Below are 24,374 nucleotides of genomic sequence, written 5' to 3'. Positions count from 1 at the left end.
CGGTATGGCGACGACCACGGCGTCGAACCCCTCGCTGGCGCAGAAGCTGCGCGGGCTGTCCGGCGAGGTGGTGAAGTTCGCCATCGTCGGCCTGAGCGGCGTGGTGGTCAACTTCGCCGTGTTCTGGATCTGCATCAACGGGTTCCACCTGGCCTCGCTGCGGTCGAACATCGCCGCCACGCTGGTGGCCATCGCCACCAACTACCTCGGCTACCGCTACTGGCTGTACCGGGACCGCGATGCGGCCTCGCGCAAGCGCGAGATCACGCTCTTCCTGCTGTTCAGCGGCGCCGGCATGCTGATCGAGACCGGGGTGCTGGGCTTCTCGGTCTACGTCCTGGGCCTGGACTCGCACTTCGAGCAGCTGGCCGCGAAGGTCGCCGGCCTCGCCGTGGCCACGGTGTTCCGCTTCGTCTCGTACCGGACCTGGGTGTTCACGGCGATCCCCGAGCCGGAGGCCGCCGAGGGCGAGGCCCCCGGCCTGGTCGCCCAGGCCGAACTGATGCTGGCCACCGAGCAGATCCGGTACGCCAAGGCCGAGTAGGCGCGCCGGCCTCCACTTGCCCGGGTCCCCGGGACGAGAGGACAGTGGTCTTACCGGGGGTGAGCACGGCCGGCGGACGATCGAGGCCGAGGGGGGTTACCCAGGAGGCTCGCCATGGCGTTCGTCCAGATCATCGACTGCAAGACCGACCGGGTGGAAGACCTCAACCGGCTCATGGACACGTGGGCCGAGCAGACCAGGGGCAGGCGCACGGTGGGCCACGCGATGGTGACCACGGACCGCTCCGACACCAAGCACGTCGTGGAGATCGTGGAGTTCCCCTCCTACGAGGAGGCCATGCGGAACTCCAGCCTGCCCGAGACCGACCGGATTTTCCGGGAGATGGTGGCGCTCTGCGACGAGCCGCCGACCTTCACCGACCTCGACGTGGTCCGCGACACCCAGTTCAACAAGGCGGTCGCGGCCCGGATGTTCGAGGAGATGTCCAAGGGCAACGTGGCCGTGATGGACGAGCTGGTGGCCGAGGACTACCACGACCACGACTTCGCCAACCAGCGGGACACCGTGGGCCTGGCCGCGATCAAGGCCGAGGCGGCCGGCTACCTGGCGGCCTTCGACTTCACCTTCACCATCGAGCGCCAGCTCGCCGACGGCGACGAGGTCGCCACCCGGTGGAGCTGGACGGCCCGGCACAAGGGCGACTTCATGGGGATCCCGGCCACCGGGAAGACCGTGACCGGCAGCGGCACGACGACCTTCCGGTTCGAGAACGGGAAGATCAAGGAAGGCTGGTGGCACTGGGACGTGATGGGCGTGATGCGCCAGCTCGGCATGATGCCGTCCTAGTCGTTCCTGCGGCTCCGCCCCAGGAAGAGCGCGAACACCGGTGGCTTCAGTGAGAGCAGTTCGAGCCGGCCGCCGTCCGCCTCCGCCAGGTCGCGGGCGACGGCCAGCCCGATGCCGGTCGAGTTGCGGCCGCTGACCGCGCGTTCGAAGACCCGGTTGCCCAGCTCCGGCGGCACCCCTGCGCCCTGGTCCTGCACCTCGACCACCAGGGACGTCCCGGACGGCCGCACCCGCAGCGTGATCGTCCCGGCGCCGTGCATCAGCGAGTTCTCGATCAGGGTGGCCAGCACCTGCGCCACCGTGCCCGGGGTGCCGACCGCGGTGACCCCGTGCAGGCCCTCCACCTGGAGCACCCGGCCGGTGCCGCGGAGCGACGCGCCCCACTCCTCCACCTGCTGCTTGATCACGTCGTCGAGGTCGAAGGCGACCGCGGTGGGGCTGCGCGGGTCCCGCTGGGTGGTGAGCAGTCGCTGGACGACGTCGGTGAGCCGCTCGACCTGCTGGAGGGCGATGGTCGCCTCCTCCTTGACGGTGTCCGGCTCCTCGGCGAGCGCGGTGATCTCCTCCAGCCGCATGGAGAGCGCGGTGAGCGGGGTGCGCAGCTGGTGCGAGGCGTCGGCGGCGAGCCGCCGCTCGGCGGTGAGCATCCGGGCGATCCGCTCGGCGCTGACGTCCAGGACCTCGGCGACCCGGTCGAGCTCCGGGACGCCGTAGCGCCGGTCGCGGGGGCGGGGGTCGCCGGAGCCGAGCCGCTCGGCGGTCTCGGCGAGGTCGGTGAGCGGGCGGGCGAGCCGCTTGGCCTGCCAGACGGCGAGGGCGACGGCGGCCTGGACGGCGAGCAGGGCGACCACGCCGAGCAGCAGCAGCATGTTGGCGATCTCGTGGTCGACCGCGGCCCGGGACTGCTCCACGGTGACGGTCTCACCGCTGGCCCCCTGCTCGACGGCCTTCAGCAGGTGGTCCCCCTCCGGCCGGGTGCCGCTGGAGACGATCGGCTGACCGGGGATGTCCACCTCGACGTACTGGCCGTCGGTCACCTGGTTGGCGAACTTGTCGCCGGTGACCGGCTCGCCGGCCGCGAGCCGGTTCTCCACCAGGGCGAGCACCCGGACGGCCGCGGCGTCGACGCGGTCCTGGGCGGCGTTGACGATGGTGCGCTTCTCGACCAGGGCGAGGGGCACGCAGAACACGACGACGACCACCAGGACAACGCCCAGCAGCGAGTTGATCATCCGGCGTTTCACGCTGCCGCTCCCCGTGGTGCTGTGGAACCGGGCCGGGGCGGGCGCCCCTGGCCGGGCCCAGGGTCTGTCTTGTGGATCAGCCCTAATTCTTCTCGAACCGGAAACCCACCCCGCGCACGGTGGCGATGTACCGGGGGTTGGCCGCGTCGTCGCCGAGCTTCTTGCGCAGCCACGAGATGTGCATGTCCAGCGTCTTGGTGGAGGTCCACCAGGTGGTGTCCCAGACCTGGCGCATGATCTCCTCGCGGGTGACCACCCGGCCGGCGTCCCGGACCAGCACCCGCAGCAGCTCGAACTCCTTGGCGGAGAGAGTGAGCTCCTCCTCGCCGAGCCAGGCGCGGTGCGACTCGATGTCGATCTTCACCCCGTGCGCGCCGGTGGTGAGCTGGTCGACGTTGCCGCGCCGGAGCAGGGCCCGGACCCGGGCCAGCAGCTCGGCGAGGCGGAACGGCTTGGTGACGTAGTCGTCGGCGCCCGCGTCGAGGCCGACCACCGTGTCCACCTCGTCGGCCCGGGCGGTGAGCACCAGGACGGGGCAGCTCTTGCCGTCGGCGCGCAGACGCCGGCAGACCTCCAGGCCGTCCATCTCCGGCAGGCCGAGGTCGAGGACGACGAGGTCGACCTCCTCGGTGAGCCCGGCGGCCAGCGCGGTCGGGCCGTCCTCCCGGACGAGCACCTCATATCCCTCGCGTCGCAGGGCCCGGGCGAGGGGTTCGGAGATCGCCGGATCGTCCTCGGCGAGCAGCACACAGGTCATGTGGTGATGGTAGTCCGCCGGGGTATGGCCGTTGTCGCTGTGAGGTAGTTCACAGAGCGTGATCGTTATACGGACGGCGAACACCGCTCAACGAACCGCTCCCGACCGCGTGTTCGGCGAAGATTCTGCCCTTCGATCTTCAATCCGAAGGAATTACCGCGGCTAGACCATGGATCGAACAAGCTAGCCTGTCGCAGGCTTTACCATCGGCATACCTAATTGCCACGTTTTGTCAGCCGATGGCGCCAAATATCGCCACGTACAGTGGTTCCGTCCACGTCCGCCGCCACCCCCCTTGGCGGACGCTGTCAGGCAAGGAACCCCTACACATGGCGTCTACGACCCTGGACGCCGGCCTCAAGCCGGCCTCTCCCAGCGGCAAGACCTTCCTCGGGCACCCCCGTGGACTCGCCACTCTCTTCATGAGCGAGATGTGGGAGCGCTTCAGCTACTACGGCATGCGCGCCCTGCTGGTCCTCTACATGACGGCCTCCGTCGCAGAGGGCGGCCTCGGCATGAAGGCGGCCGTCGCCGCCGCCGTCTACAGCGTGTACACGGCGATGGTCTACCTGCTCGCCCTCCCGGGCGGCTGGATCGCGGACCGCTTCCTCGGTGCCCGCAAGACCGTCGCCGTCGGCGGTGTGATCATCATGATCGGCCACTTCCTGCTGGCCGTGCCGATGAGCGCATCGTTCTTCGTCGGTCTGGCGTTCATCGCGATCGGCTCCGGCCTGCTGAAGGCCAACATCTCGACGATGGTCGGCCACCTGTACGACGGGCCGAACGACCCGCGTCGCGACGGTGGCTTCACGATCTTCTACATGGGCATCAACCTCGGTGCCTTCGCCGCCCCGCTGGTCATCGGCACCGTCGGCCAGAGCGTGAACTGGCACCTCGGCTTCGCGCTCGCCGGCGTCGGCATGGCGCTCGGCCTGACCCAGTTCCTGCTGGGCACCCGCCACCTGAGCCCGAAGAGCGACGTGGTCACCTCGCCGATCTCGGCCGCCGAGAAGAGCACGATCTTCAAGAAGGCCGGCATCTGGCTGGGCCTGGCCGCCGTCTTCTACGCGATCGTCGCGCTGACCGGCCACTTCACCATCAACTGGGCGATCTGGCCGCTGTCGATCGCGGGCATCGCGATCCCGGTCTTCGTCTTCGCCAAGGTGAAGCGGGACAAGGACCTCGACGAGACCGAGCAGTCCCGGATGAGCGGCTACATCTGGTTCTTCGTCGCCGCCGCCGTGTTCTGGATGATCTACGACCAGTCCGGCTCGACCCTGAGCATCTTCGCGGACGAGAACACCGCGTCCACGCTCTTCGGGTTCAACTTCCCGTCGACCTGGTTCCAGTCGCTGAACCCGCTGTACATCATGGCGCTGGCCCCGGTCTTCGCCTGGCTCTGGGTGGCCCTGGCCCGCCGGAGCAAGAACCCCAGCACCACCATGAAGTTCGCCTTCGGTCTGCTGATGATCGGCGGCTCCTTCCTGGTCATGATGCTGGCGATGGGCGCCGCCGCGGGCGGCACCAAGGTCACCCCGCTCTGGCTGGCCATGGTCTACCTGGTCCAGACCGTCGGTGAGCTGACCCTCTCCCCGGTCGGCCTCTCCGTCACCACCAAGCTGGCCCCCACGAAGTACGCCAGCCAGATGATGGGTGTCTGGTTCCTCGCCGTCACCGCCGGTGACTGCGTCGCGGCCATCTTCCAGCTGGTCCTCGGCGACGAGGTGGTCGGATCCACCGGGTACTTCGCCTTCCAGGGTGCGATGGCCATCGTGGCCGGCATCGGTCTGGCGATGTACCGCAAGAAGGTCGTGAAGCTGATGGGCGACGTGCACTGACGCCCAGCCGACCTGGCACCGGCCCCGGGGCCGCTGTGGATTCCTGAGATCCACGGCGGCCCCGGTCGCGTTTCCGGGCCCGGACCCGACCGCAGCTCCGGCCCCGACCGCAGCTCCGGCCCCGCCCGCACGTCAGGCCCGGCCGTGCGAGGGTGACGGGATGCCTACCGACTCACTCCCCCGTCAGCTCGCCCGCACCCGGCGCTTCACCCTCGGCGCCCCCGCCGCTCCGGCCGTCTCCGCCGACGGCCGCACCGTGCTCTTCCTGCGCAGCCGGGCCGGCGACGACCCGGTCTCCTGCCTCTGGGCGCTCGACACCGCCACCGGCGCGGAGCGGCTGCTCGCCGACCCCGCCGCGCTCGGCACCGACGACGCCGCCCTCCCCGAGGCCGAGCGGATCCGCCGCGAGCGCGCCCGGGTGCTGACCACCGGCATCACCGCCTTCGGCACCGACGGCACCGGCCGGCTCGCCGTCTTCGCCCTCCACGGCGCGCTCTGGCTCGTGGACACCGCCCTCGCGGACACCGCCGACGGCGCCGTCCGCAGCATCCCCACCGCCGCCCCGGTGTACGACCCGCGCCTCGACCGGGCCGGCCGCCGGATCGCCTACGTCGGCGGCGGCGCCCTGCGCGTGGTCGGCACCGACGGCCGCGACGACCGGGCGCTCGCCGAACCCGAGCACGAGGAGGTGGCGTACGGGACGGCCGAGCACGTCGCCGCCGAGTCGATGTACCGCACCCGCGGCCACTGGTGGTCCCCGGACGGCACCGCGCTGCTCGCCGCCCGCGTCGACGACCGCCCGCTGAGCCGTCTCCACCTCGCCGACCCGGCCGAGCCGCAGCGGCCGCCGCGGACGGTCCGCTACCCGCTGGCCGGCACCGCCAACTCCGACGTCTCGCTCTGGCTGCTCCCCCTCGACCCGGACCGCCCCGGCGACCGCGCCGAGGTCCGCTGGGACCGGGCCGGCTTCGAGTACCTCACCGCCGCCGGCTGGGACGACCACGGCCCGTACGCCGCCGTGCAGAGCCGCGACCAGCACACCGTCCGCACCCTGGCGATCGCCCCGGACGGCGCCACGAGCGCCCTGGCCGAGCAGCGTGACGAGCACTGGGTCGAGCTGGTGCCCGGCCTGCCGGTCCGGACGGCGTCCGGGGCGCTGGTCGGCTCCGCCGACCTCGGCGGGACCCGCCACCTCACCGTGGCCGGCCAGCCGGTCACCCCGGCCGGGCTGCAGCTGCGCGCGGTGCTCGGGACCGAGGGCGAACAGGTGCTGTTCACCGCCACCGAGGAGCCCACCGAGACCCACCTCTGGCTGTACGAGCCGGCCGAAGGCCTGCGCCGGCTGAGCGAGGGGCCCGGCCTGCACACCGGTGTGCGGCGCGGCGGCACGCTGGTGCTCACCACCCGGGCCACCGGCGCCCCGGCCGGCCGGACCACCGTCCTGCCCGCGGGCCGCCCCGCGCTCCCGCTGGCCTCGTACGCACAGGCGCCCGTCCTCACCGCCCGGCCGGAGCTGCTCCGGCTCGGCCCGCGCGGACTCTGCGCCGCGCTCTTCCTGCCCGCCGGCCACCGCCCCGGGGACGGGCCGCTGCCCGTCCTGCTCGACCCGTACGGCGGGCCGGCGCTGCAGAAGGTCACCACCGGCGGCGGCTGGCCGGAGCTGGTGTCGCAGTGGTTCGCCGACCAGGGCTTCGCCGTCCTGGCCGTCGACGGCCGCGGCACCCCCGGCCGCGGTCCGCGCTGGGACAAGGAGGTCTTCGGGGACAAGGCCACCCCGGCCCTGGAGGACCAGGTCGAGGGGCTGCACGAGGCCGCCCGGCTGCGGCCCGGACTGCTCGACCTCGACCGGGTCGCGATCCGCGGCTGGTCCTACGGCGGCTACCTCGCCGCGCTGGCCGTGCTGCGGCGGCCGGACGTCTTCCACGCCGCCGTCGCCGGCGCCGCCCCCACCGACCAGCGGCTCTACGACACCCACTGGCAGGAGCGGTTCCTCGGCCACCCCGACGAGCACCCCGAGCGCTACGACGCCTGCTCGCTGGTCGCCGACGCGCCGCGGCTGCGCCGCCCGCTGCTGCTGGTCCACGGCCTCGCCGACGACAACGTCTTCCCGGTCCACGCCCTGCGGCTCTCCGCCGCCCTGCTCGCGGCCGGGCGCCCGCACGAGGTGCTGCCGCTCAGCGGCACCACCCACACGCCCACCGACGAGGCGGTGGCGGAGAACCTGCACCACCACCAGCTGGACTTCCTGAAGCGCTCGCTCGGCCTCGCCTGACGCCGGACCCCGCCGGGGGCCACCCGAAGTCCCGCCCGGGCCCCGCCCGAACGGGAGGAGCCCCCGCGCCCCGTCGAGGGACGCGGGGGCTCCCCGCGGTGCGCCGAATCAGACCTCGCGCACGCCGGCCCGCCAGACGGCCGCCGTCAGCGGCACGCCCGGCCGGTACGCGAGGTGCACGTGCGAGGGCGCCTCCAGCAGCTGGAGGTCGGCGCGGGCGCCCACGCGCACCGTGCCGACGTCCGTCCGCCGCAGCGCGTGCGCGCCGCCCGCGGTGGCCGCCCAGACCGCCTCGTCCGGGGTCATCCCCATCTCCCGCACCGCGACCGCGATGCAGAACGCCATCGAGCTGGTGAAGCTGGAGCCCGGGTTGCAGTCGGTCGAGAGCGCCACCACGGCGCCCGCGTCGAGCAGCCGGCGCGCGTCCGGGTAGGCGGCGCGGGTGGAGAACTCCGCGCCGGGCAGCAGCGTCGCCACCGTGGCCGAGCCGGCCAGCGCCGCCACGTCCTCGTCGGTCAGGTGGGTGCAGTGGTCGGCGGAGGCCGCGCCCAGCTCGACGGCGAGCTGCACGCCGGGGCCGTAGGAGAGCTGGTTGGCGTGCACCCGGGGGGTGAGGCCGCGCTCGACGCCGGCGGTCAGGATCGCGCGCGCCTGGTCCCCGTCGAAGGCGCCGTTCTCGCAGAACACGTCCACCCAGCGGGCGTACGGCGCGCAGGCGTCCAGCATCTCGCCGGTGACCAGGTCGACGTACCCGGCCGGGTCGTCCGCGTACTCGGGGGCGACCACGTGGGCGCCGAGGTAGGTGGTCTCGGGGGTGTACGAGGAGGCGATCCGCAGCGCCCGCGCCTCGTCCGGCACGGTCAGCCCGTAGCCGGACTTGCACTCGATCGAGGTCGTCCCCTGGCGCAGCGCCTCGCGGACGAACCGGGCCAGGTTGGCGTCCAGCTCGGCGTCGCTCGCGGCCCGGGTGGCGGCCACCGTGGTGCGGATGCCGCCGGCGGTGTACGACTGGCCGGACATCCGGGCGTTGAACTCGGCGGTGCGGTCGCCCGCGAACACCAGGTGGGCGTGCGAGTCGACGAAGCCCGGCAGCAGCGCCCGCCCCGCCGCGTCGAACCGCTCGTCGGCGGCGGGCGCCTCGGCGGCCGGGCCGACCCAGGCGATCGTGCCGCCGTCCACCACCACGGCCGCGTCGGTGAGCAGGCCCAGCGGCCCGGTGCCCTGCGCGGGGTCGTTGGTGACCAGGCTGCCGATGCCGGTGATCAGGGTGCTCGGCATGCCGTCGCTCTTGGGGGTGCTGGGGGTGCTCACGTCAGGCCTTTCGGGATGGACGAGGGGCGGGGCGGGCCCGGTGCCCGCCCCGCCCCGGGGGTCAACGGGATCTCTCAGCAGCTCAGCGCCGTGATCGAGGAGTGCAGCGCGCCCGGGACGTCCGGCACCAGCTGGTGCACGCCGTCCTTGACCACGTGCCGGCCGCCGACCACCAGGTGCCGCACGTCGGCGGCCGAGGCGGCGAAGACCGCGATCTCGGCGCCGAGCCGGGAGGGCGGTCCGGCGGTGCGCACGGAGTCCAGCGCGATCACGGTGAAGTCGGCCAGCGAGCCGGCCTCGATCCGCCCGGCCTCCGGCCAGCCGAGCGAGGCGTGCCCGTCCTCGGTGCCGGCCCGCAGCAGCGCGTTGGCCGTCCAGTGGCCGCGCGTGCGGGTGCGCAGCCGCTCGTCCAGCTCCAGCGCGCGGGCCTCCTCGAACGGGTCGATGACGGCGTGGCTGTCGCTGCCGAGCGTCACCGGGCAGCCGGCCGAGGACAGTTGGCGGGCCGGGCCGATGCCGTCCGCGAGGTCCCGCTCGGTGGTGGGGCACATGCAGATGGTGGTGGAGGAGTCGGTGAGGAGCTTGATGTCCTCCTCCGTGAGGTGGGTGGCGTGCACCGCGGAGGTGCGCGGGCCGAGCGCGCCGTGGTCGGCGAGCAGCCGGGTCGGGGTGACGCCGTGCGCGGTGAGGCAGGCGTCGTTCTCGGCGGTCTGCTCGGAGAGGTGGACGTGCAGCGGCGCCTTGCGCATCGACGCCCAGTGCGCGACGGTGCCGAGCTGCTCGGCGGGCACCGCCCGGACGGAGTGGATCGCCGCACCGATCCGGGCGTGCTCGCGCGGGCGCAGCGCGCCGGCGCGCTCGGCCCAGGCGTCGGCGTCGCCGTCGCTGAACCGGCGCTGCGGCTTGGTCGGCTCGGCACCGAAGCCGGAGGAGAGGTAGCAGGTGTCCAGCAGGGTGATCCGGATGCCGGCCCGGGCGGCCGCCTCGATCAGCGCCTCGCCCATCGCGTTCGGGTCGTCGTAGCGGGCGCCGCCGGGCGCGTGGTGCAGGTAGTGGAACTCCCCGACCGCGGTGATGCCGGCGAGCGCCATCTCGGCGTAGACGGCGGTGGCGAGCGCCAGGTAGCTGTCCGGGTCCAGCGCGGTGGCGAACCGGTACATGGTGTCGCGCCAGGTCCAGAAGGTGCCGGAGCCGACCTGGACGTTGGCGCGCAGCGCCCGGTGGAAGGCGTGCGAGTGGGCGTTGGCCTGGCCGGGCAGCAGCAGCCCGTTCAGCCGGACCGCGCCGGGCGGGCAGGGCCCGCTGTCCGGCGTCACCTTGGCGATCTTGCCGCCGGCCCCGGTGGCGATCAGCACGTCCTGCTCGACCACCGGCCCGTTGACGTGGGGCAGCCAGGCGTACTGAGCCCAGTAGGTTACTGACACGCCAGGTCCTCCAGTACGTCGGCGAGCGCGGCGACCCCGGCCAGGCAGTCGGCGGTCTCGGCGTGCTCGGCCGGGGAGTGCGAGACGCCGCTCGGGTTCCGTACGAACAGCATGGCGGTCGGGATCGCCGATGCCAGGATTCCGGCGTCGTGTCCCGCGCCGGTCGGCAGGATCGGCACGCCGCCGGGCGCCCCGTTGCGCTCCAGCCGGCGGGCCAGGCGGTCGCGCAGCGGGCCGTCGAAGTCCACCACCGGGGTGTAGGACTCGCGGGTCAGCTCGACCCGGACGCCGTCGCGCTCTCCGCGTTCGTACGCGGCCCGCTCGATCTCCTCGACCAGCTCGGTGAGGGTCGCCTCGTCGGCGGCCCGGGAGTCCAGCCAGCCGCGGACCAGGGAGGCGATCGCGTTGGTGCCGTTGGGCTCCACCGCGACCTTGCCGAAGGTGGCCAGGGCGCCCGCCAGCTTCGCCTTCTTCCGGGCCGAGAGCACGGTGTTGGCGTAGGTGAGCATCGGGTCGCGGCGGTCCTCGATCCGGGTGGTGCCGGCGTGGTTGGCCTCGCCGTGGAAGTCGAAGCGCCAGCGGCCGTGCGGCCAGATCGCGCTCGCCACGCCGACCGGCTGGTCCTCGGCCAGGTAGCGGCCCTGCTCGACGTGCAGCTCGACGAAGGCGCCGATCCGGGCCAGCCGGTCGCCGTCCGCGCCGATGGCGGCGGGGTCGTAGCCGGCCCGCTCCATCGCGTCGGGCAGCCGGACGCCGTCGGCGTCGCGCAGCTCGTACGCGGCCTCCCTGCCGAGCACGCCGGCGGTCAGCCGGGAGCCGATGCAGGCCACGCCGAACCGGGCGCCCTCCTCGTCGCCGAAGTTGACGATCGCCAGCGGCTTGCCGAACTCGGTGCCGCGCGCGCGCAGTTCGTCCAGCGCGGCGAAGGAGGAGACCACGCCGAGCGGGCCGTCGTAGGCGCCGCCGTCCGGGACGGAGTCCAGGTGCGAGCCGGTGACGACGGCGCCCTCGCCCTGCGGGTCGCCCAGCCAGGCCCACTGGTTGCCGTTGCGGTCCAGCTCGTAGGTCAGGCCGCGCTTGCGGGCCTGCTCCTCGAACCAGGCCCGGCACTCGGCGTCCGCGGAGTTCCAGGCGAAGCGGCGGTAGCCGCCGGAGGAGGCGGAGCGGCCCACGGGGAGCAGCTCCGCCCACATCTCCAGGAAGGAGTCGCTCACAGCTCACCCATCGGGATGCGCACCCCGCGCTCGGCGGCGACCTCGTCGGCCCGGTCGTAGCCGGCGTCGACGTGCCGGATGACGCCCATGCCCGGGTCGTTGGTGAGCACCCGGCGGATCTTCTCGCCGGCCAGCGGCGTGCCGTCGGCCACCGTGACCTGGCCGGCGTGGATCGAGCGGCCGATGCCGACGCCGCCGCCGTGGTGGATGGAGACCCAGGACGCGCCGGAGGCGACGTTGACCATGGCGTTGAGCAGCGGCCAGTCGGCGATCGCGTCGGAGCCGTCCAGCATCGCCTCGGTCTCCCGGTACGGGGAGGCGACCGAGCCGCAGTCCAGGTGGTCGCGGCCGATCACGATCGGGGCGGAGAGCTCGCCGGAGGCGACCATGTCGTTGAAGCGCTCGCCGGCCTTGTCGCGCTCGCCGTAGCCGAGCCAGCAGATGCGCGCCGGGAGGCCCTGGAAGTGCACCTTCTCCTGGGCCATCTTGATCCAGCGGGCCAGCGACTCGTTCTCCGGGAAGAGGTCGAGCACGGCCTTGTCGGTCTTGTGGATGTCCTGCGGGTCGCCGGAGAGAGCGGCCCAGCGGAACGGGCCCTTGCCCTCGCAGAAGAGCGGGCGGATGTAGGCGGGGACGAAGCCGGGGAAGGCGAAGGCGCGGTCGTAGCCGGCCAGCTGGGCCTCGCCGCGGATCGAGTTGCCGTAGTCGAACACCTCGGCGCCGCGGTCCTGGAAGCCGACCATGGCCTCGACGTGCTTGGCCATCGACTCGCGCGAGCGCTGGGTGAACTCGGCGGGCTTCTCGGCCGCGTAGGTGGCCATGTCGTCGAAGGCGACACCGAGCGGCAGGTAGCTCAGCGGGTCGTGGGCGCTGGTCTGGTCGGTGACGATGTCGATCGGCGCGTCCATCGCGAGCAGCTGCGGGAACAGCTCGGCGGCGTTGCCCAGCAGGCCGATGGAGAGCGGCTGCTTCTTGTCGCGGGCGGCGGTGGCCAGCTCCAGGGCGTGGGAGAGGTTCTTGGCCTCGACGTCCAGGTAGCGGTGCTCGATCCGGCGGGCGATCCGGGACGGGTCGCAGTCGATGCAGATCGCCACGCCGCCGTTCATGGTGACGGCGAGCGGCTGGGCGCCGCCCATCCCGCCGAGGCCGGCGGTGAGGGTGATCGTCCCCTCCAGGGTGCCGTTGAAGCGCTTGTTGGCGACGGCGGCGAAGGTCTCGTAGGTGCCCTGGAGGATGCCCTGGGTGCCGATGTAGATCCACGACCCGGCGGTCATCTGGCCGTACATGGTGAGCCCGAGGCTCTCCAGCCGGCGGAACTCCTCCCAGTTGGCCCAGTCGCCGACCAGGTTGGAGTTGGCGATCAGCACGCGCGGCGCCCACTCGTGGGTCTGCATCACGCCGACCGGGCGGCCGGACTGGACCAGCATGGTCTCGTCCTGCTTCAGGCCCTGCAGCGTCTTCACCATGGCGTCGAAGGAGCGCCAGTCCCGGGCGGCCTTGCCGGTGCCGCCGTAGACGACGAGCTTCGACGGGTGCTCGGCCACCTCGGGGTCGAGGTTGTTCATGAGCATCCGCAGGGCGGCCTCCTGCTGCCACCCCTGCGTCGTGAGCCCCGTCCCCCGCGCCGCACGCACCTCGCGCGGTCCGCTCGTCTGCTGCTGCACCATGTCCTGGCCTCCCTGCGGATGAATTCATTCAGTCTTGGTTCGGCTGAATATATCCAAACAATCAGCCGGCGACCAGACCTCGGCCCCATCCGATCAGCGCCGGTGCGCCGGACCCCCGAGCGCTACCCTGAATCAGGCGAACACCAGCCACTCGGCCCAGTGCCGGCGAACGGAGGACGCGATGACGGCCATCACCGTGCGACCCGGAAGGCTCCGTGATGCCGCCGAGGAGATCGAACGGAGCACCGGCCTCCGCGTGCAGATCATCGGAGGAACCCTGGTGATGTCCCCGACCCCACGCGGCAAGCACGCGGGGACCGTTCGACGGCTGCGCATCCAGCTCGAACCCGGACTGCCGGCCGATCTCGGCGCCTACGAGGTGTCGTCGATCTCCATGCCGGGCAACGAAGAGGACTACGCCACCCCCGATCTGATCGTTCTCCCGGTCGACTGGGACGAGGACGACGAGTGGCTGGCCGACCCGCACGACGTGGCGCTGGCCGTCGAGGTGATCTCCAACTCCGAAGGCGTGACGAGCGTCGCCACCAAGACCGACTGGTACGCCACTGCCGGTGTGGCAGTGCTGCTCGCCGTCGACCCGCGCAAGGGGCTCTGGACGCTCCACACCTACCCTCGGGACGGCGCCTACCAGGGCGTGCTGCGCGGCAAGTACGGCGAGCCGGTGCCGCTGTCCGCTCCCCTGCCGCCGGAGCTGCGCACCGACGGGCTTCCGCTGTACGGCCCCCGCCGCTGACCGGCCTCAGGCCGCTGCGCCGCCGTCCCAGTCGATGCCGATCTCGGCGAGCCAGCGGCGGTCCTCGTCGTCCGGGACGGCCGGGGCTGCGGGGCGGGGCGGGCGGGGGATCTCCTGGACCGGGCCGAGGCCGTACTTGTCGGCGGCCGCGGCCGCGCGCGCGTCGGGCTCGATGACGCCGACGTGGACGGCGGTCTCGTCGCCCGGGTCGAGGACGGTGAGTTCGGGTTCGGGCAGGCGGCGCAGGGTGACGCGGCGTCCGCAGGCCGGGCAGGACCACTCGTCGGCGCCGGAGGCGAGCCGGCCGACGAACTTCATCTCGTGGATCACGCGCATGAGGGCACCCCCTACCGGAAGTGATGCCCGTTCTGGGCGGATCGGCAACCTGGAGGTACGGTCTCTGACGGATCGACAAGCGTCGACAGCGAACGGGGAGGGGCCGGGATGGGCCGCGAGTGGAGCGTCGAGGAGAGCATCAGCATGGCCGCCGCGCCGGCGGCGGTGTACCGCGCCGTCAGCGAGGTGCGCCGGATGGGCGAGTGGAGCCCGGAGTGCCGCGCGGTGTGGGCGCGCCGCGGCCCGCTGCGCAGGGGTGAGCGGTTCGTCGGCTTCAACCGCCGCGGGCTCTACGTCTGGTTCACCACCTCCCGGGTCACCGTCGCCGACCAGGACCGCGAATTCGCCTTCCGGGTGGACTCGTTCGGGCTGCCGATCGCCGAGTGGGGCTACCGCTTCGAGCCGGACGGCGACGGCGGCACGACCGTCACCGAGTACTGGCGGGACCTGCGGACCGGGCGGGGTGCGCCGTTCGCCGAGCTGCTCGGCAAGGTCTTCACCGGGGTCGCCCCGGAGCGGCGGGCACAGGCCAACCGGATCGGCATGCGCGCCACCCTGGGCCGGCTCCGGCAGGCGCTCGCCGCCTGACCGGCGGTGCCCCGGGCGCGGCCGCTCCAAGCCGCGCCCGGGGCCTCACTCACTCCGGGCCCCGCTCACTCCAAGAACAGCCCGCGGGCCGCCGCCGACTGCTCGATCGCCTCCAGCCGGGCCTCCGCACCGGGGAGTTCGTCGCACATGGTCTGCAGCAGCACCCGGCCGAGCATCATCGGCGCGCAGGCGGTGTCGAAGACCAGCCCGGTGCCGACGGCGGCCGGCAGCATCAGGTCGGAGAGCTTGGCCACCGGCGCGAAGGCGCTGTCGGCGACGGTCAGCACCGTCAGCCCGCACTCCCGGGCCACCGCCAGGGCGTCCATCAGCTCGCGCGGGTAGCGCGGCAGCGCGAAGCAGAGCAGCGCGGTGGCGCCGGCCGCGGCGGCCTGTTCGAGGCGGTCGGCCAGCATGCTGCCGCCCTCGTCGAGCAGCCGGATGTCCGGGTGCACCTTGGCGGCGAAGTAGGCGAAGCCGCGGGCCTGCGCCGAGGCGGCCCGCAGGCCGAGCACCGGCAGCGGCCGGGACGCCGCCAGCAGCCGGGCGGCCCTGATGATCGGCTCGGGGTCGGCCAGCAGCTCGGCGAGGTGGCGCAGGTGCTCGATCTCGGCGAGCACGGCCTGCTGGTGCTCGTTGCGCACCGCGTCGTCCGGGGTCTCCGGTGCGACCGGCTCGCCGGCACCGAGCTCGCGCAGCTGCTTGCGCAGCGCCGGGTAGCCGTCGTAGCCGAGGGCGACCGCGAAGCGGGTGACGGAGGGCTGGCTGACGCCGGCCAGTTCGGCCACCTCGACGCTGGAGAGGAACGGCGCCTCGTTCGCGTGCCGGACCAGCGAGTGGGCGATCCGCCGCTGGGTCGGGGTCAGCCGGTGCCCCTCGAAGAGCTGGAGCAGCCGGGCGGAGGGGCCGACGGTGCCGGTTTCGTCGGTGGCGGTCATCAGCGATACCTCCGGGTGCGAGCTGTTCGGACGACGACTGTGCAGCAGCACGTCGTGACTGGCAAAGACGTCTCGTCCAGCGGGACGCCCGGTGAGACGACCCCGCCGGCCGGGGCGGCCGCGGGAACGGCCGTCCGGGAACGGCCTCGGTGCGGCTGCGGGTGAACCACGGTGCGGGCGGGGGCGGTTCTCGGGGTAACCCTGATTTCCCCCTGAGCCCGCCCCGAATCCCGTGCGAACCGATGGACCCGCGGGGTACCGGGGGCCCAGGCTGGACCTCATGGACACTCGCCAGGACGAACTGAGGCGCGACCTCGACGCCACCCTGCAGGCCCGCAAGGATCTGGGCAAGGAGTACGAGTCGGAGTTGGTCGACTCGTTCCTGGCCCGGCTCGACGCCCGGCTGGACGCCCGCCTCGACTCCCGGGTGGAGCGCCGGGTGGCGGAGCGGATGGAGGGCTACGGGCCGGCCGCCCACCTCCGTCACCATCGCGGCTTCGGCCGCTCCAAGCTGCCGCTGGTCTCGCTGGTGCTGGGCATCCCGCTGACCGCGATCGCGACCGACGGCGGGAACGGCGGATTCTCCGGCTTCATGGGCCTGGTGGTCTGCTGGGCCGGCATCGTCGGGGTCAACGTCGCGGCCGTGCTGGGCGACCGGCGCGACGAGCGCCGCTCGAAGCCGTCGCGGAGCGAGTGGGACTGAGTCCCACCCGCTCCCACGGCGTCGGGCGTCAGGCCAGCGGGCCGGTGACCCGCTCGACCGCCCGGATCAGCTCGCCGGACGCGACCAGCGCGGCGGCGGCCTCCAGGTCCGGCGAGAGGAAGCGGTCCCGGCCGGCCCCGCCGACCCCGGCCTCCCGGGCGGCGGCCATCGCGGCCGCGGTGGCGGGCGCGAGCCGGCCGCCGGATTCGGCCTGCTGACGGATCTCCAGCGCGCGGCCGGCGGCGGTCAGCTCGACGGCCAGGACCCGGCCGAGGTTCTCGACCGCCTGGCGCAGCTTGCGGGCGGCGGACCAGCCCATCGAGACGTGGTCCTCCTGCATCGCGGAGGACGGGATCGAGTCGACCGAGGCCGGGACGGCGAGCCGCTTGTTCTCGCTGACCAGCGCGGCCTGGGTGTACTGGGCGATCATCAGACCGGAGTCCACGCCCGGGTCGTCGGCCAGGAAGGCCGGCAGGCCGTGCGAGCGGGCCTTGTCGAGCAGCCGGTCGGTGCGGCGCTCGGAGATCGAGCCGAGGTCCGCGGCGGCGATCGCGAGGAAGTCCAGCACGTAGGCGACCGGGGCGCCGTGGAAGTTGCCGTTGGACTCGACCCGGCCGTCCGGCAGCACCACCGGGTTGTCGACCGAGGCGGCCAGCTCGCGGGAGGCGACCAGGGCGGCGTGGGCGAGCGTGTCGCGGCCCGCGCCGGCCACCTGCGGGGCGCAGCGGATGGAGTAGGCGTCCTGGACCCGCGGCGCGTCGTCCTGGTGGTGGCCGGTGAGGCCGGAGTCCTTGAGGACGGCGAGCATGTTGGCCGCGGACAGCGCCTGGCCCGGGTGCGGGCGGATCGGGGCGTGCAGCTCGGGGGCGAGCACCTTGTCGGAGCCGAGCAGCGCCTCCAGGGTCATCGCGGCGGTGATGTCGGCGGTGGTGAAGAGCCGCGACAGGTCGGCGATGGCCATGACCAGCATGCCGAGCATGCCGTCGGTGCCGTTGATGAGGGCCAGGCCCTCCTTCTCCAGCAGCTCGACCGGCTCGATGCCGGCCTCGGCGAGGAGCTCGCCCGCGGGCCTCTCGACGCCGTCCGGGCCGGTCGCCACGCCCTCGCCCATCAGCACCAGCGCGCAGTGCGACAGCGGCGCGAGGTCGCCGGAGCAGCCGAGCGAGCCGAACTCGCGGACCACCGGGGTGATGCCGGCGTTGAGGATGGCGGCCATGGTCTGGGCGACCACCGGACGCACGCCGGTCCGGCCGGAGGCCAGCGTCTTCATCCGCAGGAACATCAGCGCGCGGACCACCTCGCGCTCGACGGCGGGGCCCATGCCGGCGGCGTGCGAACGCACCAGCGAGCGCTGCAGCTGGGCGCGCAGCTCGGGGCTGATGTGGCGCACGGCGAGCGCGCCGAAACCGGTGGAGACGCCGTAGACCGGGCGCGGCTCGGCCGCGAGGGCGTCGATCCGGGCGCGCGCGGTCGCCATCTCGGAGAGCGCGTCGGGGCCGAGCTCGACCTTGGCGTTGCCACGGGCGACGGCCAGCACGTCCTCGGCGCTGACGTCGGCCTTGCCGACCTGGACGAGCGGCGCGTGGGGGGCCGCAGCACTGTGCATATCCATATACACCATCTCATCAGGTGAATGGAGATATGACAACCGTCCGGGGCCATCCGGCCGCACCACACCACCCGGCCGACCCGGCGGGAGAGCCCCCGGCCGGGTCGGCCGGGCCGCCGGGGGGGGGGGGGGGGGGGGGGGGGGGGGGGGGGGCGGGCCGCGGGGGGGGGGGCGCGGGGGGCGTAGATCGCAACGACGGTGTCCGGCGCCGGGTTGGGCGGGGCCCCGCGGGCCCCCCCCCCCCCCCCGCCCCCCCGGGGGGGCGCCCCCCGGGGGGGGGGGGCGGGCCCGCGGGGCGCCCCCCGGGGCGGGCCCGGGGGGCCCCCCCGCGACGGCGGGTCAGGCCAACGCGGCCTCGACGAGGTCCGCCGCCCGGGCCGTGCCGCCCTCGGCCCCGGCCGCCACCCGGAGCGCGTCGAGCCGCGCGGCCACCGCCGGGTCGTCGACCAGCGCGAACAGCGCCTCGCGCAGCGCCTCCGCGGTGGCCTGACCGGCGTCCAGGCGGCGGGCGACACCCAGCTCCACCAGCCGGTCCGCATTGGAGAACTGGTCGACGGCCTGCGGCACCGCGATCATCGGCACCCCGGCCTGCAGCCCCTCGCTCGCACCGCCCATGCCCGCGTGGGTCACGAAGGCGTCCGCCTGCGCCAGGACGGCCACCTGCGGCACCCACCGGTGCACCTCGACGTTGGCCGGCACGTCGCCCAGCTCGGCCAGGTCGGTGTGCTTGCCCACCTGCAGCACGACGTGCCACCCGGGCAGGTCGCCGAAGGCCTTCAGGCACTCCCGGTAGAAGGCCGGCTGACGGGTGAAGGCCGAGCCGAGCGAGACCAGCAGCACCCGGCCCCGAGCCCCGGGCGGCCGCTGCCAGCCGCCCTGGTGCGAGCGGTCGCCGGCACACGGGCCGACGAAGGTGTACCGCCCGGGGTCCACCCGGTCGGCGTTGGGCTGCAGGGCGCGCGGGACGAGCGCGATCGCCCGCTCCGGGCGGCCCTTGAAGGCGTCGACGTCCCGCTCGACGGCGCCGGTCGCGGCCAGCCAGTCGGCGAACCGTCGGTAGTGCGCGGCCCCGCCGGGGCCGTTGCGGACCGCGTCGATCATCTCGGCGAGGTCCTGCTCGTAGCCGTCCCAGGCGACGAAGGCCGGCGAGAGCTGGACGACGGGCACGCCGTGCGCCTCGGCCACCGCCCGGCCGGCGAACCCGGCGATGTCGTACAGCAGCAGGTCGGGACGGTCCTCGGCGAAGAGCTTCCGGACCACCGGGGCCATCGCCACGGCGTCGTCCAGGAAGAGCTCCTGGATCGCCACCGGGTCCTGCAGCCAGACCTGGGAGTCGCCCCCCAGCGGCAGCACGGTCGGGTACGGCACCAGGGTCGCCCCGGTGGACCCGACCGCCGCCGCGAAGGACGGGTCGTTGACGTAGCTCACCCGGTGGCCGCGGGCGACCAGCTCGGTGATCACGGCGAGGCTCGGGTTGACGTGGCCGTGGGCCGGGATCGAGACCATGGCGATGTGCGCGGGGCGGGTCATGCGGACCTCCTGGGCCGGTGCTGTCATGGAGTCCGGCGAGACGAGACGATTCGTCTCGCCAAGCTGAACGTCCATCAGCATGCACCCCGGATCGGATCGCGTCAAGACGAAACGTTCCGTCTCGCCGTGCCGCTACGATGACCCCCATGGCCCGTCACACCGCCCCCGACCCGACCCGCCGCAACGAGCAGAGCCGCGCCGCGATCCTCACCGCCGCCGCCGAGCTGGTCGCCGAGGTGGGCTTCGGCAAGCTCACCATCGAGAAGATCGCCGCCCGCGCCGGCGTCGGCAAGCAGACCATCTACCGCTGGTGGCCCTCCAAGGGCGCGGTGGTCTTCGACGCCTTCCTGGCCGCCAACCAGGACGCCGGCGGCGGCTACGACCTCCCCGACACCGGCGACCTCGCCGCCGACCTTCGGGCCGTGCTGCGCGCCACCGCCGACGAGCTGGCCGACCCGGGCTTCGACCGCACCGGCCGCGCCCTCACCGCCGAGGTCCTCAACGACCCGGACCTGCTGCGCGAGTACCGCGAGCGGCTGCTCGACCCGCTGCTGGAGGTCACCCGCGCACGCCTGCGGGCCGCCCGCACGACCGGGCCGATCCCTCCCGAAGCCGACCTCGACCTCGCCGTCGAGCTGCTCTACGGCCCGATGTACTACCGCTGGCTGCACGGCCTCGGCCCGCTCGACCACGCGTACGCGGACCGCCTCGTGGAGGCGGCCCTGCGCGCGCTCGGGCTCTGACGGCGGAACACCGGGGCGACCAGGCGGAACCTTCCCAAACCTTCCACATGGTGATTCGATAATAGGGACGCACTTTCGAAGCAGCCGAACCCGAGTGATTCGCGCACACAGTTCACCGTGCCGACTCCCGCTTCTTCGATTGCCGTGAACGCCATGAGCAGCGAAACACGAGAACCCGGGGGGCCCGGGGGCAAGGTCGATCCGCGCAGCGCCCCTCGGCTGGTCCGCCCGCGGCGCGCCGTCCGACGAGCCGTCGGACGGACCCGGCGCGCCTTACGGGTCCACTACCTGCGCTGGTTGGCCCGCCGCAAGGTGGTCAAGGTCCGTTACCCGGCCACCTGGTCTTCCTGGCGGAAACGGCTGACCTCGATTCCGGCCGTCGCATTCCTGGCGTTCATCGGCTGGTCCGCCTACATTTTCGCGCGCGGCAACAAAGGGTGGTTCGAGAACCGCTGCAGCGAGAGCGGAGCCTGCGGTGTCCTGCTCGGATTCATCACGCCCTTCCTCTCGCTGGCGCTCGCGGCATTCGTCTTCCTGGTCTACCGGAGACAGCGGATCCGTGCGCCGATCGTCCGCAAGGCCCGGCGCGCGCCGCACAAGCTGGTGCCCACCGCCCACACCGCCGTGGACCAGGTCGTCGGCCGGGAGCAGCTCTGCGAGGTCATCTGCCGCTCGTTGGACGACCACGCCGGCCGCCGCCCCTACGTGCTGGTCGGAAGCGTCGGCGCCGGGAAGACCGCCGTGCTCGTTCAGCTCACCCACATGCTGGCACGTCAGCACCGCGTCCCCGTGCCGGTCCGGCTCCGCGACATCGACAAGGACGGTGCCGAGCTGGACTTCCGCGAACTGGCGCGGAAGCGGTTCGCCGAGGAGGCCGACCCGGGCAGCTTCCTCTCCTCCGAGCAGACCGCCAAGGTCTGGCGGCAGCTCTGCGAGGACGGCCAGGCCGTCGTCCTCGCGGACGGCCTGGAGGAGGCCATGGCTTCGAACGGCAACAGCCGGGACCGGGACAACGCCATCCGGAACGCCATCAAGAAAGCCAAGCGGCAGAACCTCCCGCTGGTCATCGCCTCCCGGCCGCACGCGCCGCTGGAGGCGACCGTGGCCTCGATCATCGATCTGGAACCGCTCTCCGAGGAGGCCGCACTCGACTTCCTGGCCCGCGACGATCCCCAGCCCGACACCAAGCGGCTGGACTGGATCGTCGAGACGGCCGTGGTCAGCGAGTCGCCGCTGTACATGGAGATAGCCCGGGAGCTGGGCCGGCACCGCCAGCTGACGCATCTCGACAAGGACAGGGCGGGGAGCCGGCTCGACACGCGCAGCCGGGACCGCTCGAAGCTGCGGCTGGGACTGCTGAGCAGTTGGGAGACCGCTCTCGTCGACGGGCACCTGCGCGACGAGGTCGCCCTGACCGCAGAGGAACGACGGGACACCGTCGACGTGATCTCGATGCTCGCCGCCCTGGGCCTGCTCGGTGACCGCCTGGAGGTTGACTTCGCGGACCTGCTCGGCGGACCGGGCGGGCGGGACGACCCGGCGCGCATCCTCCGGCGAAAGCTGACCGGCATCAACGCCTCCGTGACCGCGGACTGCGAGAGCGTCCTCGCCCTCCACGCCACCCGGGGCGAGCTGCTCGGCCTGGTCGAGACGCGCGGCGAACGGGTGCGTTTCCCGCACAGCATCGTCCAGGCCTATCTCGGCTCGCGGCACCTCGACAGGCTCTGGCCCGCGGTCGGCAATGCCCTTCGCAGCGACCAGCTGGGGCGGGAGCTGCTCATCGCCCTCGTGCTGCGCGCGGCGAACGGCTGCGACGCCCCGGCGCAGACCGCGAGGTGCTCCTCGGAGCTCGCCGTGGCGGCAAGGTCGCGGACCGACCCCAAGGCCCTCGACCTGTTCGCAGCGGCCCTGGAGGTGGACCTGCACGCGCAGCAGGCCTGCCCCACGGCGAGGATCAGCGAGCACCGCAGCATCGCACAGCAGGTCAACGACAGGTGGCTGAAGATCCACTCGCAGGACCGCCGGACCCTCGACGAGGCCAGGGAACGGCTGGTCCACCGCTTCGGCGAGATCCTTCGCGAGATCAGCCGCCTCCAGGAGGACGGCCGCTGGCCGACCGACGTGGCTCCCGCCTACGAGGAGTTCTTCGAGATCGCGATCAAGGAGCGGTCCTACTCCCTGCGGCTGGCCGTCACCCAGGAGATCGGCGCGGGCGGTGATCCGGCCTTCCACGCGGTCCGCGAGCTGGCCCGCGCGCACGATGCGGAGGACAAGGACCCGGTAGCGGCCTACCGGAAGAAGATGGACGTGGAACGCGATCGCGAGCACGCGGCCAGTGATGCGTCGGTCGGCCGGGGCGGCGATCCGAAGCAGCGAAGGCAGAGATACGCGGAGGACGAGGTCAAGCGGGCCTACGAGGCCAAGCAGGCCATCTGGCGCGAGTACGCCACCCGGGCCTGGCTGATCCCCATGCTCGTGGGGTCGGTCAGTATCGAGCGCCGGGCGGACGCCCAGGAGCGGCTGAACGCCTGGCTCGGCCACCTCGACCCGGCGAACGCCCACGGCCGTGCCGACCTGCCGCTCTCCTTCGAGGTCGCCCTGGCCCAGGGGTTCAAGCGCGCGGCCAACCGCCGACTGCGCCACCCCCACACGAACAACGAGACCCGTGGCTTCCTCATCGCCCAGGCCGAGTCCATGCTCGCGCGATCGCGATTCTGGTTCTCCCAGCTCACCCTGATCCACGCGCTCTGCCTCTGGGAGCTGCCCGACCGTTCCGGCCCGGTCTCCGACGACGAGCACGAGGCCGACGAGCAGTCCCCGCCGATCGCCGACGCCCCGCGGGCAGCCGTGCAGCGCTGGCTCCGTCTGGCCGGCAGCGAACGTGCACCCGCCGACCGCCGGCCGGAGGACCAGAGTCGCCACGACACCCGCGAGCGCCTGCACCCCTTCGTGGCCCGCGCCGCCCACCTCGCGGTCCTGGCACTGGAGACCGGGCGCCCCGAGCAGTACATCTGGATCGACGAGAAGGGGGCGATGGAGAAGGTCGGCTCCGATTCGGGCGATCCGCGCTTCTACCGCCGGCACAACCTCTGGATCCCGCCGTCGGTCGGTTGGAGCACACTCGACCCGCGGGCCCAGCAGTTGCTCGCCGACGTCCTCCTGCTACTCAACCTCGCCGAGCGCTGCGGCGAGCCGGACGAGGTGGAGGGCAGGCTCGAGCGTGCCCGCCGCAACTCCCTGCCGCCCTGCCTGACGGACGACCGCGCACCGCTCCAGCCGGGCCACACCGTCGGCAGGGCCAAGTACGCCGAACCCGGCAGCACCTGTCCTCGCGACTGTCCGTTCGAGCTGTGCCCCTACCCTCCGAAGGGCGAACTGCCCCGCGCCGAGCTGACCGAGGTCTTCTGTCTCCAGCAGCAGGCGTTGGTGCGCTGGCGCCGCGGGTCGTTCTACGCCCTCACCCGCAAACGCGCCCCCTGGCAGGGCATGACGGGCAAGGACCTGCAGCTGTTCTGGAGCGGCATGGCGGCCCGGACCCGCACGCCCGAGCCCCGACCGGTCGTCAAACCCCGCTCGGCGCAACGACTCCACCGGGAGCGCCAGAAGAATCACTGACGGTTGCGGCGGCGGATCATGACGATCACCGCGATGATCACGGCGATCACCACCAGCACCGCCACGATGCCGATGATCACGCCGAGCAGCTTGCCGAGACCCTTCTTCTTCTTCTTCTTGGACTTGTCCTTGGAGGCGGCCAGCCGGGTGCCGTCGTGCCGGTCCGCGGCCACCCCGGCGACCGGGGCCGCCTGCGCGCCCGCACCGGCGGTGCCCGCCTGGACCGATCCGGCCGAGGTGGCCGAGGTGGCCGAGGCTGCACCGACCGCGGCCGCGCGCGGCGCGGCCTGGGCCGCCGGAGCGGCGGCGAGCGCGGTGCCGCCGAACGCAAGCACCGCGGAGAGGACAAGGCCCGTCAGACGAGCGCGCATGCTGTGAACCCCTATCCGGTCCGGCCCCCGTGGCCCGCCGACCGCCGAACACCATCCCACGCCCGCCCCCCGCCGCCCAGCCCTGCGGCAAGGTCCGCCCCGGACCGCGACC

20 protein-coding genes are annotated in these 24,374 nt (G+C 73.2%); 9 read left to right on the top strand and 11 right to left on the bottom strand.

Annotation, left to right across the window (positions count from 1 at the left end; genetic code table 11):
- Positions 1–4 precede the first annotated feature (4 nt).
- Positions 5–544, top strand: coding sequence for a GtrA family protein (locus ACIPSC_RS25055; protein ID WP_400828295.1), 540 nt, complete (start codon positions 5–7; stop codon positions 542–544).
- A 114-nt stretch (positions 545–658) separates the two neighbouring features.
- On the top strand, positions 659–1,351 hold the full coding sequence (locus ACIPSC_RS25050) for an ester cyclase (protein ID WP_400828294.1): 693 nt from the start codon (positions 659–661) through the stop codon (positions 1,349–1,351).
- Here the strand turns inward: ACIPSC_RS25050 and ACIPSC_RS25045 are convergent.
- Together ACIPSC_RS25045 and ACIPSC_RS25040 are read right to left on the bottom strand one after the other, a co-directional pair.
- Positions 1,348–2,595 carry an ATP-binding protein gene (locus ACIPSC_RS25045; RefSeq protein ID WP_400828293.1) on the bottom strand — a complete coding sequence of 416 codons (1,248 nt, stop codon included), beginning with the start codon at positions 2,593–2,595 and terminating at the stop codon, positions 1,348–1,350. The genes ACIPSC_RS25050 and ACIPSC_RS25045 overlap by 4 nt on opposite strands.
- An 82-nt stretch (positions 2,596–2,677) precedes the next feature.
- A complete protein-coding gene (locus tag ACIPSC_RS25040; RefSeq protein WP_030290974.1) occupies positions 2,678–3,352 on the bottom strand; it encodes a response regulator transcription factor in 675 nt (224 codons plus the stop codon).
- Between the two features lie 329 nt (positions 3,353–3,681).
- On the opposite strand from ACIPSC_RS25040, the gene ACIPSC_RS25035 reads away from it, so the two are divergent.
- Positions 3,682–5,190 carry a peptide MFS transporter gene (locus ACIPSC_RS25035; protein ID WP_400828292.1) on the top strand — a complete coding sequence of 503 codons (1,509 nt, stop codon included), beginning with the start codon at positions 3,682–3,684 and terminating at the stop codon, positions 5,188–5,190.
- 160 nt (positions 5,191–5,350) lie between these two features.
- Positions 5,351–7,462, top strand: coding sequence for a prolyl oligopeptidase family serine peptidase (locus ACIPSC_RS25030; protein WP_400828291.1), 2,112 nt, complete (start codon positions 5,351–5,353; stop codon positions 7,460–7,462).
- A 108-nt stretch (positions 7,463–7,570) separates the two neighbouring features.
- Here the strand turns inward: ACIPSC_RS25030 and hutI are convergent, their stop codons facing one another.
- The 4 genes from hutI to hutU all read right to left on the bottom strand — a co-directional run bounded on the left by hutI (position 7,571) and on the right by hutU (position 13,078).
- The gene (gene hutI, locus ACIPSC_RS25025; RefSeq protein ID WP_400828315.1) at positions 7,571–8,740 is read right to left on the bottom strand and encodes an imidazolonepropionase; all 1,170 of its coding nucleotides are present in this window, start codon (positions 8,738–8,740) and stop codon (positions 7,571–7,573) included.
- Positions 8,741–8,847: 107 nt separating this feature from the next.
- The gene (locus ACIPSC_RS25020; RefSeq protein WP_400828290.1) at positions 8,848–10,197 is read right to left on the bottom strand and encodes a formimidoylglutamate deiminase; all 1,350 of its coding nucleotides are present in this window, start codon (positions 10,195–10,197) and stop codon (positions 8,848–8,850) included.
- Positions 10,188–11,390: an allantoate amidohydrolase gene (locus tag ACIPSC_RS25015; RefSeq protein WP_400828314.1), complete on the bottom strand. Its 1,203-nt coding sequence runs from the start codon at positions 11,388–11,390 to the stop codon at positions 10,188–10,190. Before ACIPSC_RS25015 ends, ACIPSC_RS25020 begins: the two co-directional genes overlap by 10 nt.
- 17 nt (positions 11,391–11,407) lie before the next feature.
- Positions 11,408–13,078: a urocanate hydratase gene (hutU, locus tag ACIPSC_RS25010; protein ID WP_400828289.1), complete on the bottom strand. Its 1,671-nt coding sequence runs from the start codon at positions 13,076–13,078 to the stop codon at positions 11,408–11,410.
- Between the two features lie 181 nt (positions 13,079–13,259).
- Between hutU and ACIPSC_RS25005 the strand changes: the two genes are divergently transcribed.
- Complete coding sequence (locus ACIPSC_RS25005; protein ID WP_400828288.1) at positions 13,260–13,832, top strand: Uma2 family endonuclease; 573 nt, start codon at positions 13,260–13,262, stop codon at positions 13,830–13,832.
- 6 nt (positions 13,833–13,838) lie between these two features.
- Here the strand turns inward: ACIPSC_RS25005 and ACIPSC_RS25000 are convergent, their stop codons facing one another.
- Entirely contained in the window at positions 13,839–14,168 is a 330-nt protein-coding gene (locus ACIPSC_RS25000; RefSeq protein WP_400828287.1) for a hypothetical protein, read from the bottom strand.
- Positions 14,169–14,276: 108 nt separating this feature from the next.
- On the opposite strand from ACIPSC_RS25000, the gene ACIPSC_RS24995 reads away from it, so the two are divergent.
- The gene (locus ACIPSC_RS24995; protein ID WP_313764065.1) at positions 14,277–14,756 is read left to right on the top strand and encodes an SRPBCC family protein; all 480 of its coding nucleotides are present in this window, start codon (positions 14,277–14,279) and stop codon (positions 14,754–14,756) included.
- A gap of 65 nt (positions 14,757–14,821) precedes the next feature.
- Here the strand turns inward: ACIPSC_RS24995 and ACIPSC_RS24990 are convergent, their stop codons facing one another.
- Entirely contained in the window at positions 14,822–15,691 is an 870-nt protein-coding gene (locus tag ACIPSC_RS24990) for a MurR/RpiR family transcriptional regulator (protein ID WP_400828286.1), read from the bottom strand.
- A 280-nt stretch (positions 15,692–15,971) separates the two neighbouring features.
- Between ACIPSC_RS24990 and ACIPSC_RS24985 the strand changes: the two genes are divergently transcribed.
- Entirely contained in the window at positions 15,972–16,394 is a 423-nt protein-coding gene (locus ACIPSC_RS24985; RefSeq protein WP_400828285.1) for a hypothetical protein, read from the top strand.
- A gap of 28 nt (positions 16,395–16,422) precedes the next feature.
- On the opposite strand, the gene hutH is transcribed toward ACIPSC_RS24985, so the two are convergent.
- Both hutH and ACIPSC_RS24975 read right to left on the bottom strand, forming a co-directional pair.
- Positions 16,423–18,006 (bottom strand): histidine ammonia-lyase, encoded by a 1,584-nt coding sequence (gene hutH / locus ACIPSC_RS24980; protein ID WP_400828284.1) that lies wholly within the window; start codon positions 18,004–18,006, stop codon positions 16,423–16,425.
- A gap of 336 nt (positions 18,007–18,342) precedes the next feature.
- Entirely contained in the window at positions 18,343–19,608 is a 1,266-nt protein-coding gene (locus ACIPSC_RS24975) for a macrolide family glycosyltransferase (protein WP_400828283.1), read from the bottom strand.
- Positions 19,609–19,679: 71 nt separating this feature from the next.
- On the opposite strand from ACIPSC_RS24975, the gene ACIPSC_RS24970 reads away from it, so the two are divergent.
- Complete coding sequence (locus ACIPSC_RS24970; protein ID WP_400828282.1) at positions 19,680–20,276, top strand: TetR/AcrR family transcriptional regulator; 597 nt, start codon at positions 19,680–19,682, stop codon at positions 20,274–20,276.
- A gap of 153 nt (positions 20,277–20,429) precedes the next feature.
- On the top strand, positions 20,430–23,891 hold the full coding sequence (locus ACIPSC_RS24965) for an NACHT domain-containing protein (RefSeq protein ID WP_400828281.1): 3,462 nt from the start codon (positions 20,430–20,432) through the stop codon (positions 23,889–23,891).
- On the opposite strand, the gene ACIPSC_RS24960 is transcribed toward ACIPSC_RS24965, so the two are convergent.
- Positions 23,885–24,262, bottom strand: coding sequence for a hypothetical protein (locus tag ACIPSC_RS24960; protein ID WP_400828280.1), 378 nt, complete (start codon positions 24,260–24,262; stop codon positions 23,885–23,887). The genes ACIPSC_RS24965 and ACIPSC_RS24960 overlap by 7 nt on opposite strands.
- Positions 24,263–24,374 lie beyond the last annotated feature (112 nt).

Origin of the sequence: Kitasatospora sp. NPDC090091, from assembly GCF_044747365.1 — a bacterium.
Classification (GTDB): domain Bacteria; phylum Actinomycetota; class Actinomycetes; order Streptomycetales; family Streptomycetaceae; genus Kitasatospora.
This window is presented reverse-complemented; position numbering and strand designations above follow the sequence as displayed.

Bases quoted from the DNA above. Each gene is read 5' to 3' on its own strand.
- ACIPSC_RS25015 (WP_400828314.1), bottom strand. From the start codon at position 11,390: ATGTGGGCGGAGCTGCTCCCCGTGGGCCGCTCCGCCTCCTCCGGCGGC.
- ACIPSC_RS24970 (WP_400828282.1), top strand. From the start codon at position 19,680: ATGGCCCGTCACACCGCCCCCGACCCGACCCGCCGCAACGAGCAGAGC.
- ACIPSC_RS25035 (WP_400828292.1), top strand. From the start codon at position 3,682: ATGGCGTCTACGACCCTGGACGCCGGCCTCAAGCCGGCCTCTCCCAGC.
- ACIPSC_RS24985 (WP_400828285.1), top strand. From the start codon at position 15,972: ATGGACACTCGCCAGGACGAACTGAGGCGCGACCTCGACGCCACCCTG.
- hutU (WP_400828289.1), bottom strand. From the start codon at position 13,078: ATGGTGCAGCAGCAGACGAGCGGACCGCGCGAGGTGCGTGCGGCGCGG.
- hutI (WP_400828315.1), bottom strand. From the start codon at position 8,740: ATGCCGAGCACCCTGATCACCGGCATCGGCAGCCTGGTCACCAACGAC.
- ACIPSC_RS25040 (WP_030290974.1), bottom strand. From the start codon at position 3,352: ATGACCTGTGTGCTGCTCGCCGAGGACGATCCGGCGATCTCCGAACCC.
- ACIPSC_RS25030 (WP_400828291.1), top strand. From the start codon at position 5,351: ATGCCTACCGACTCACTCCCCCGTCAGCTCGCCCGCACCCGGCGCTTC.
- ACIPSC_RS25050 (WP_400828294.1), top strand. From the start codon at position 659: ATGGCGTTCGTCCAGATCATCGACTGCAAGACCGACCGGGTGGAAGAC.
- ACIPSC_RS25000 (WP_400828287.1), bottom strand. From the start codon at position 14,168: ATGCGCGTGATCCACGAGATGAAGTTCGTCGGCCGGCTCGCCTCCGGC.
- ACIPSC_RS24960 (WP_400828280.1), bottom strand. From the start codon at position 24,262: ATGCGCGCTCGTCTGACGGGCCTTGTCCTCTCCGCGGTGCTTGCGTTC.
- ACIPSC_RS24990 (WP_400828286.1), bottom strand. From the start codon at position 15,691: ATGACCGCCACCGACGAAACCGGCACCGTCGGCCCCTCCGCCCGGCTG.
- ACIPSC_RS24995 (WP_313764065.1), top strand. From the start codon at position 14,277: ATGGGCCGCGAGTGGAGCGTCGAGGAGAGCATCAGCATGGCCGCCGCG.
- hutH (WP_400828284.1), bottom strand. From the start codon at position 18,006: ATGGATATGCACAGTGCTGCGGCCCCCCACGCGCCGCTCGTCCAGGTC.
- ACIPSC_RS25055 (WP_400828295.1), top strand. From the start codon at position 5: ATGGCGACGACCACGGCGTCGAACCCCTCGCTGGCGCAGAAGCTGCGC.
- ACIPSC_RS24965 (WP_400828281.1), top strand. From the start codon at position 20,430: ATGAGCAGCGAAACACGAGAACCCGGGGGGCCCGGGGGCAAGGTCGAT.
- ACIPSC_RS24975 (WP_400828283.1), bottom strand. From the start codon at position 19,608: ATGGACGTTCAGCTTGGCGAGACGAATCGTCTCGTCTCGCCGGACTCC.
- ACIPSC_RS25005 (WP_400828288.1), top strand. From the start codon at position 13,260: ATGACGGCCATCACCGTGCGACCCGGAAGGCTCCGTGATGCCGCCGAG.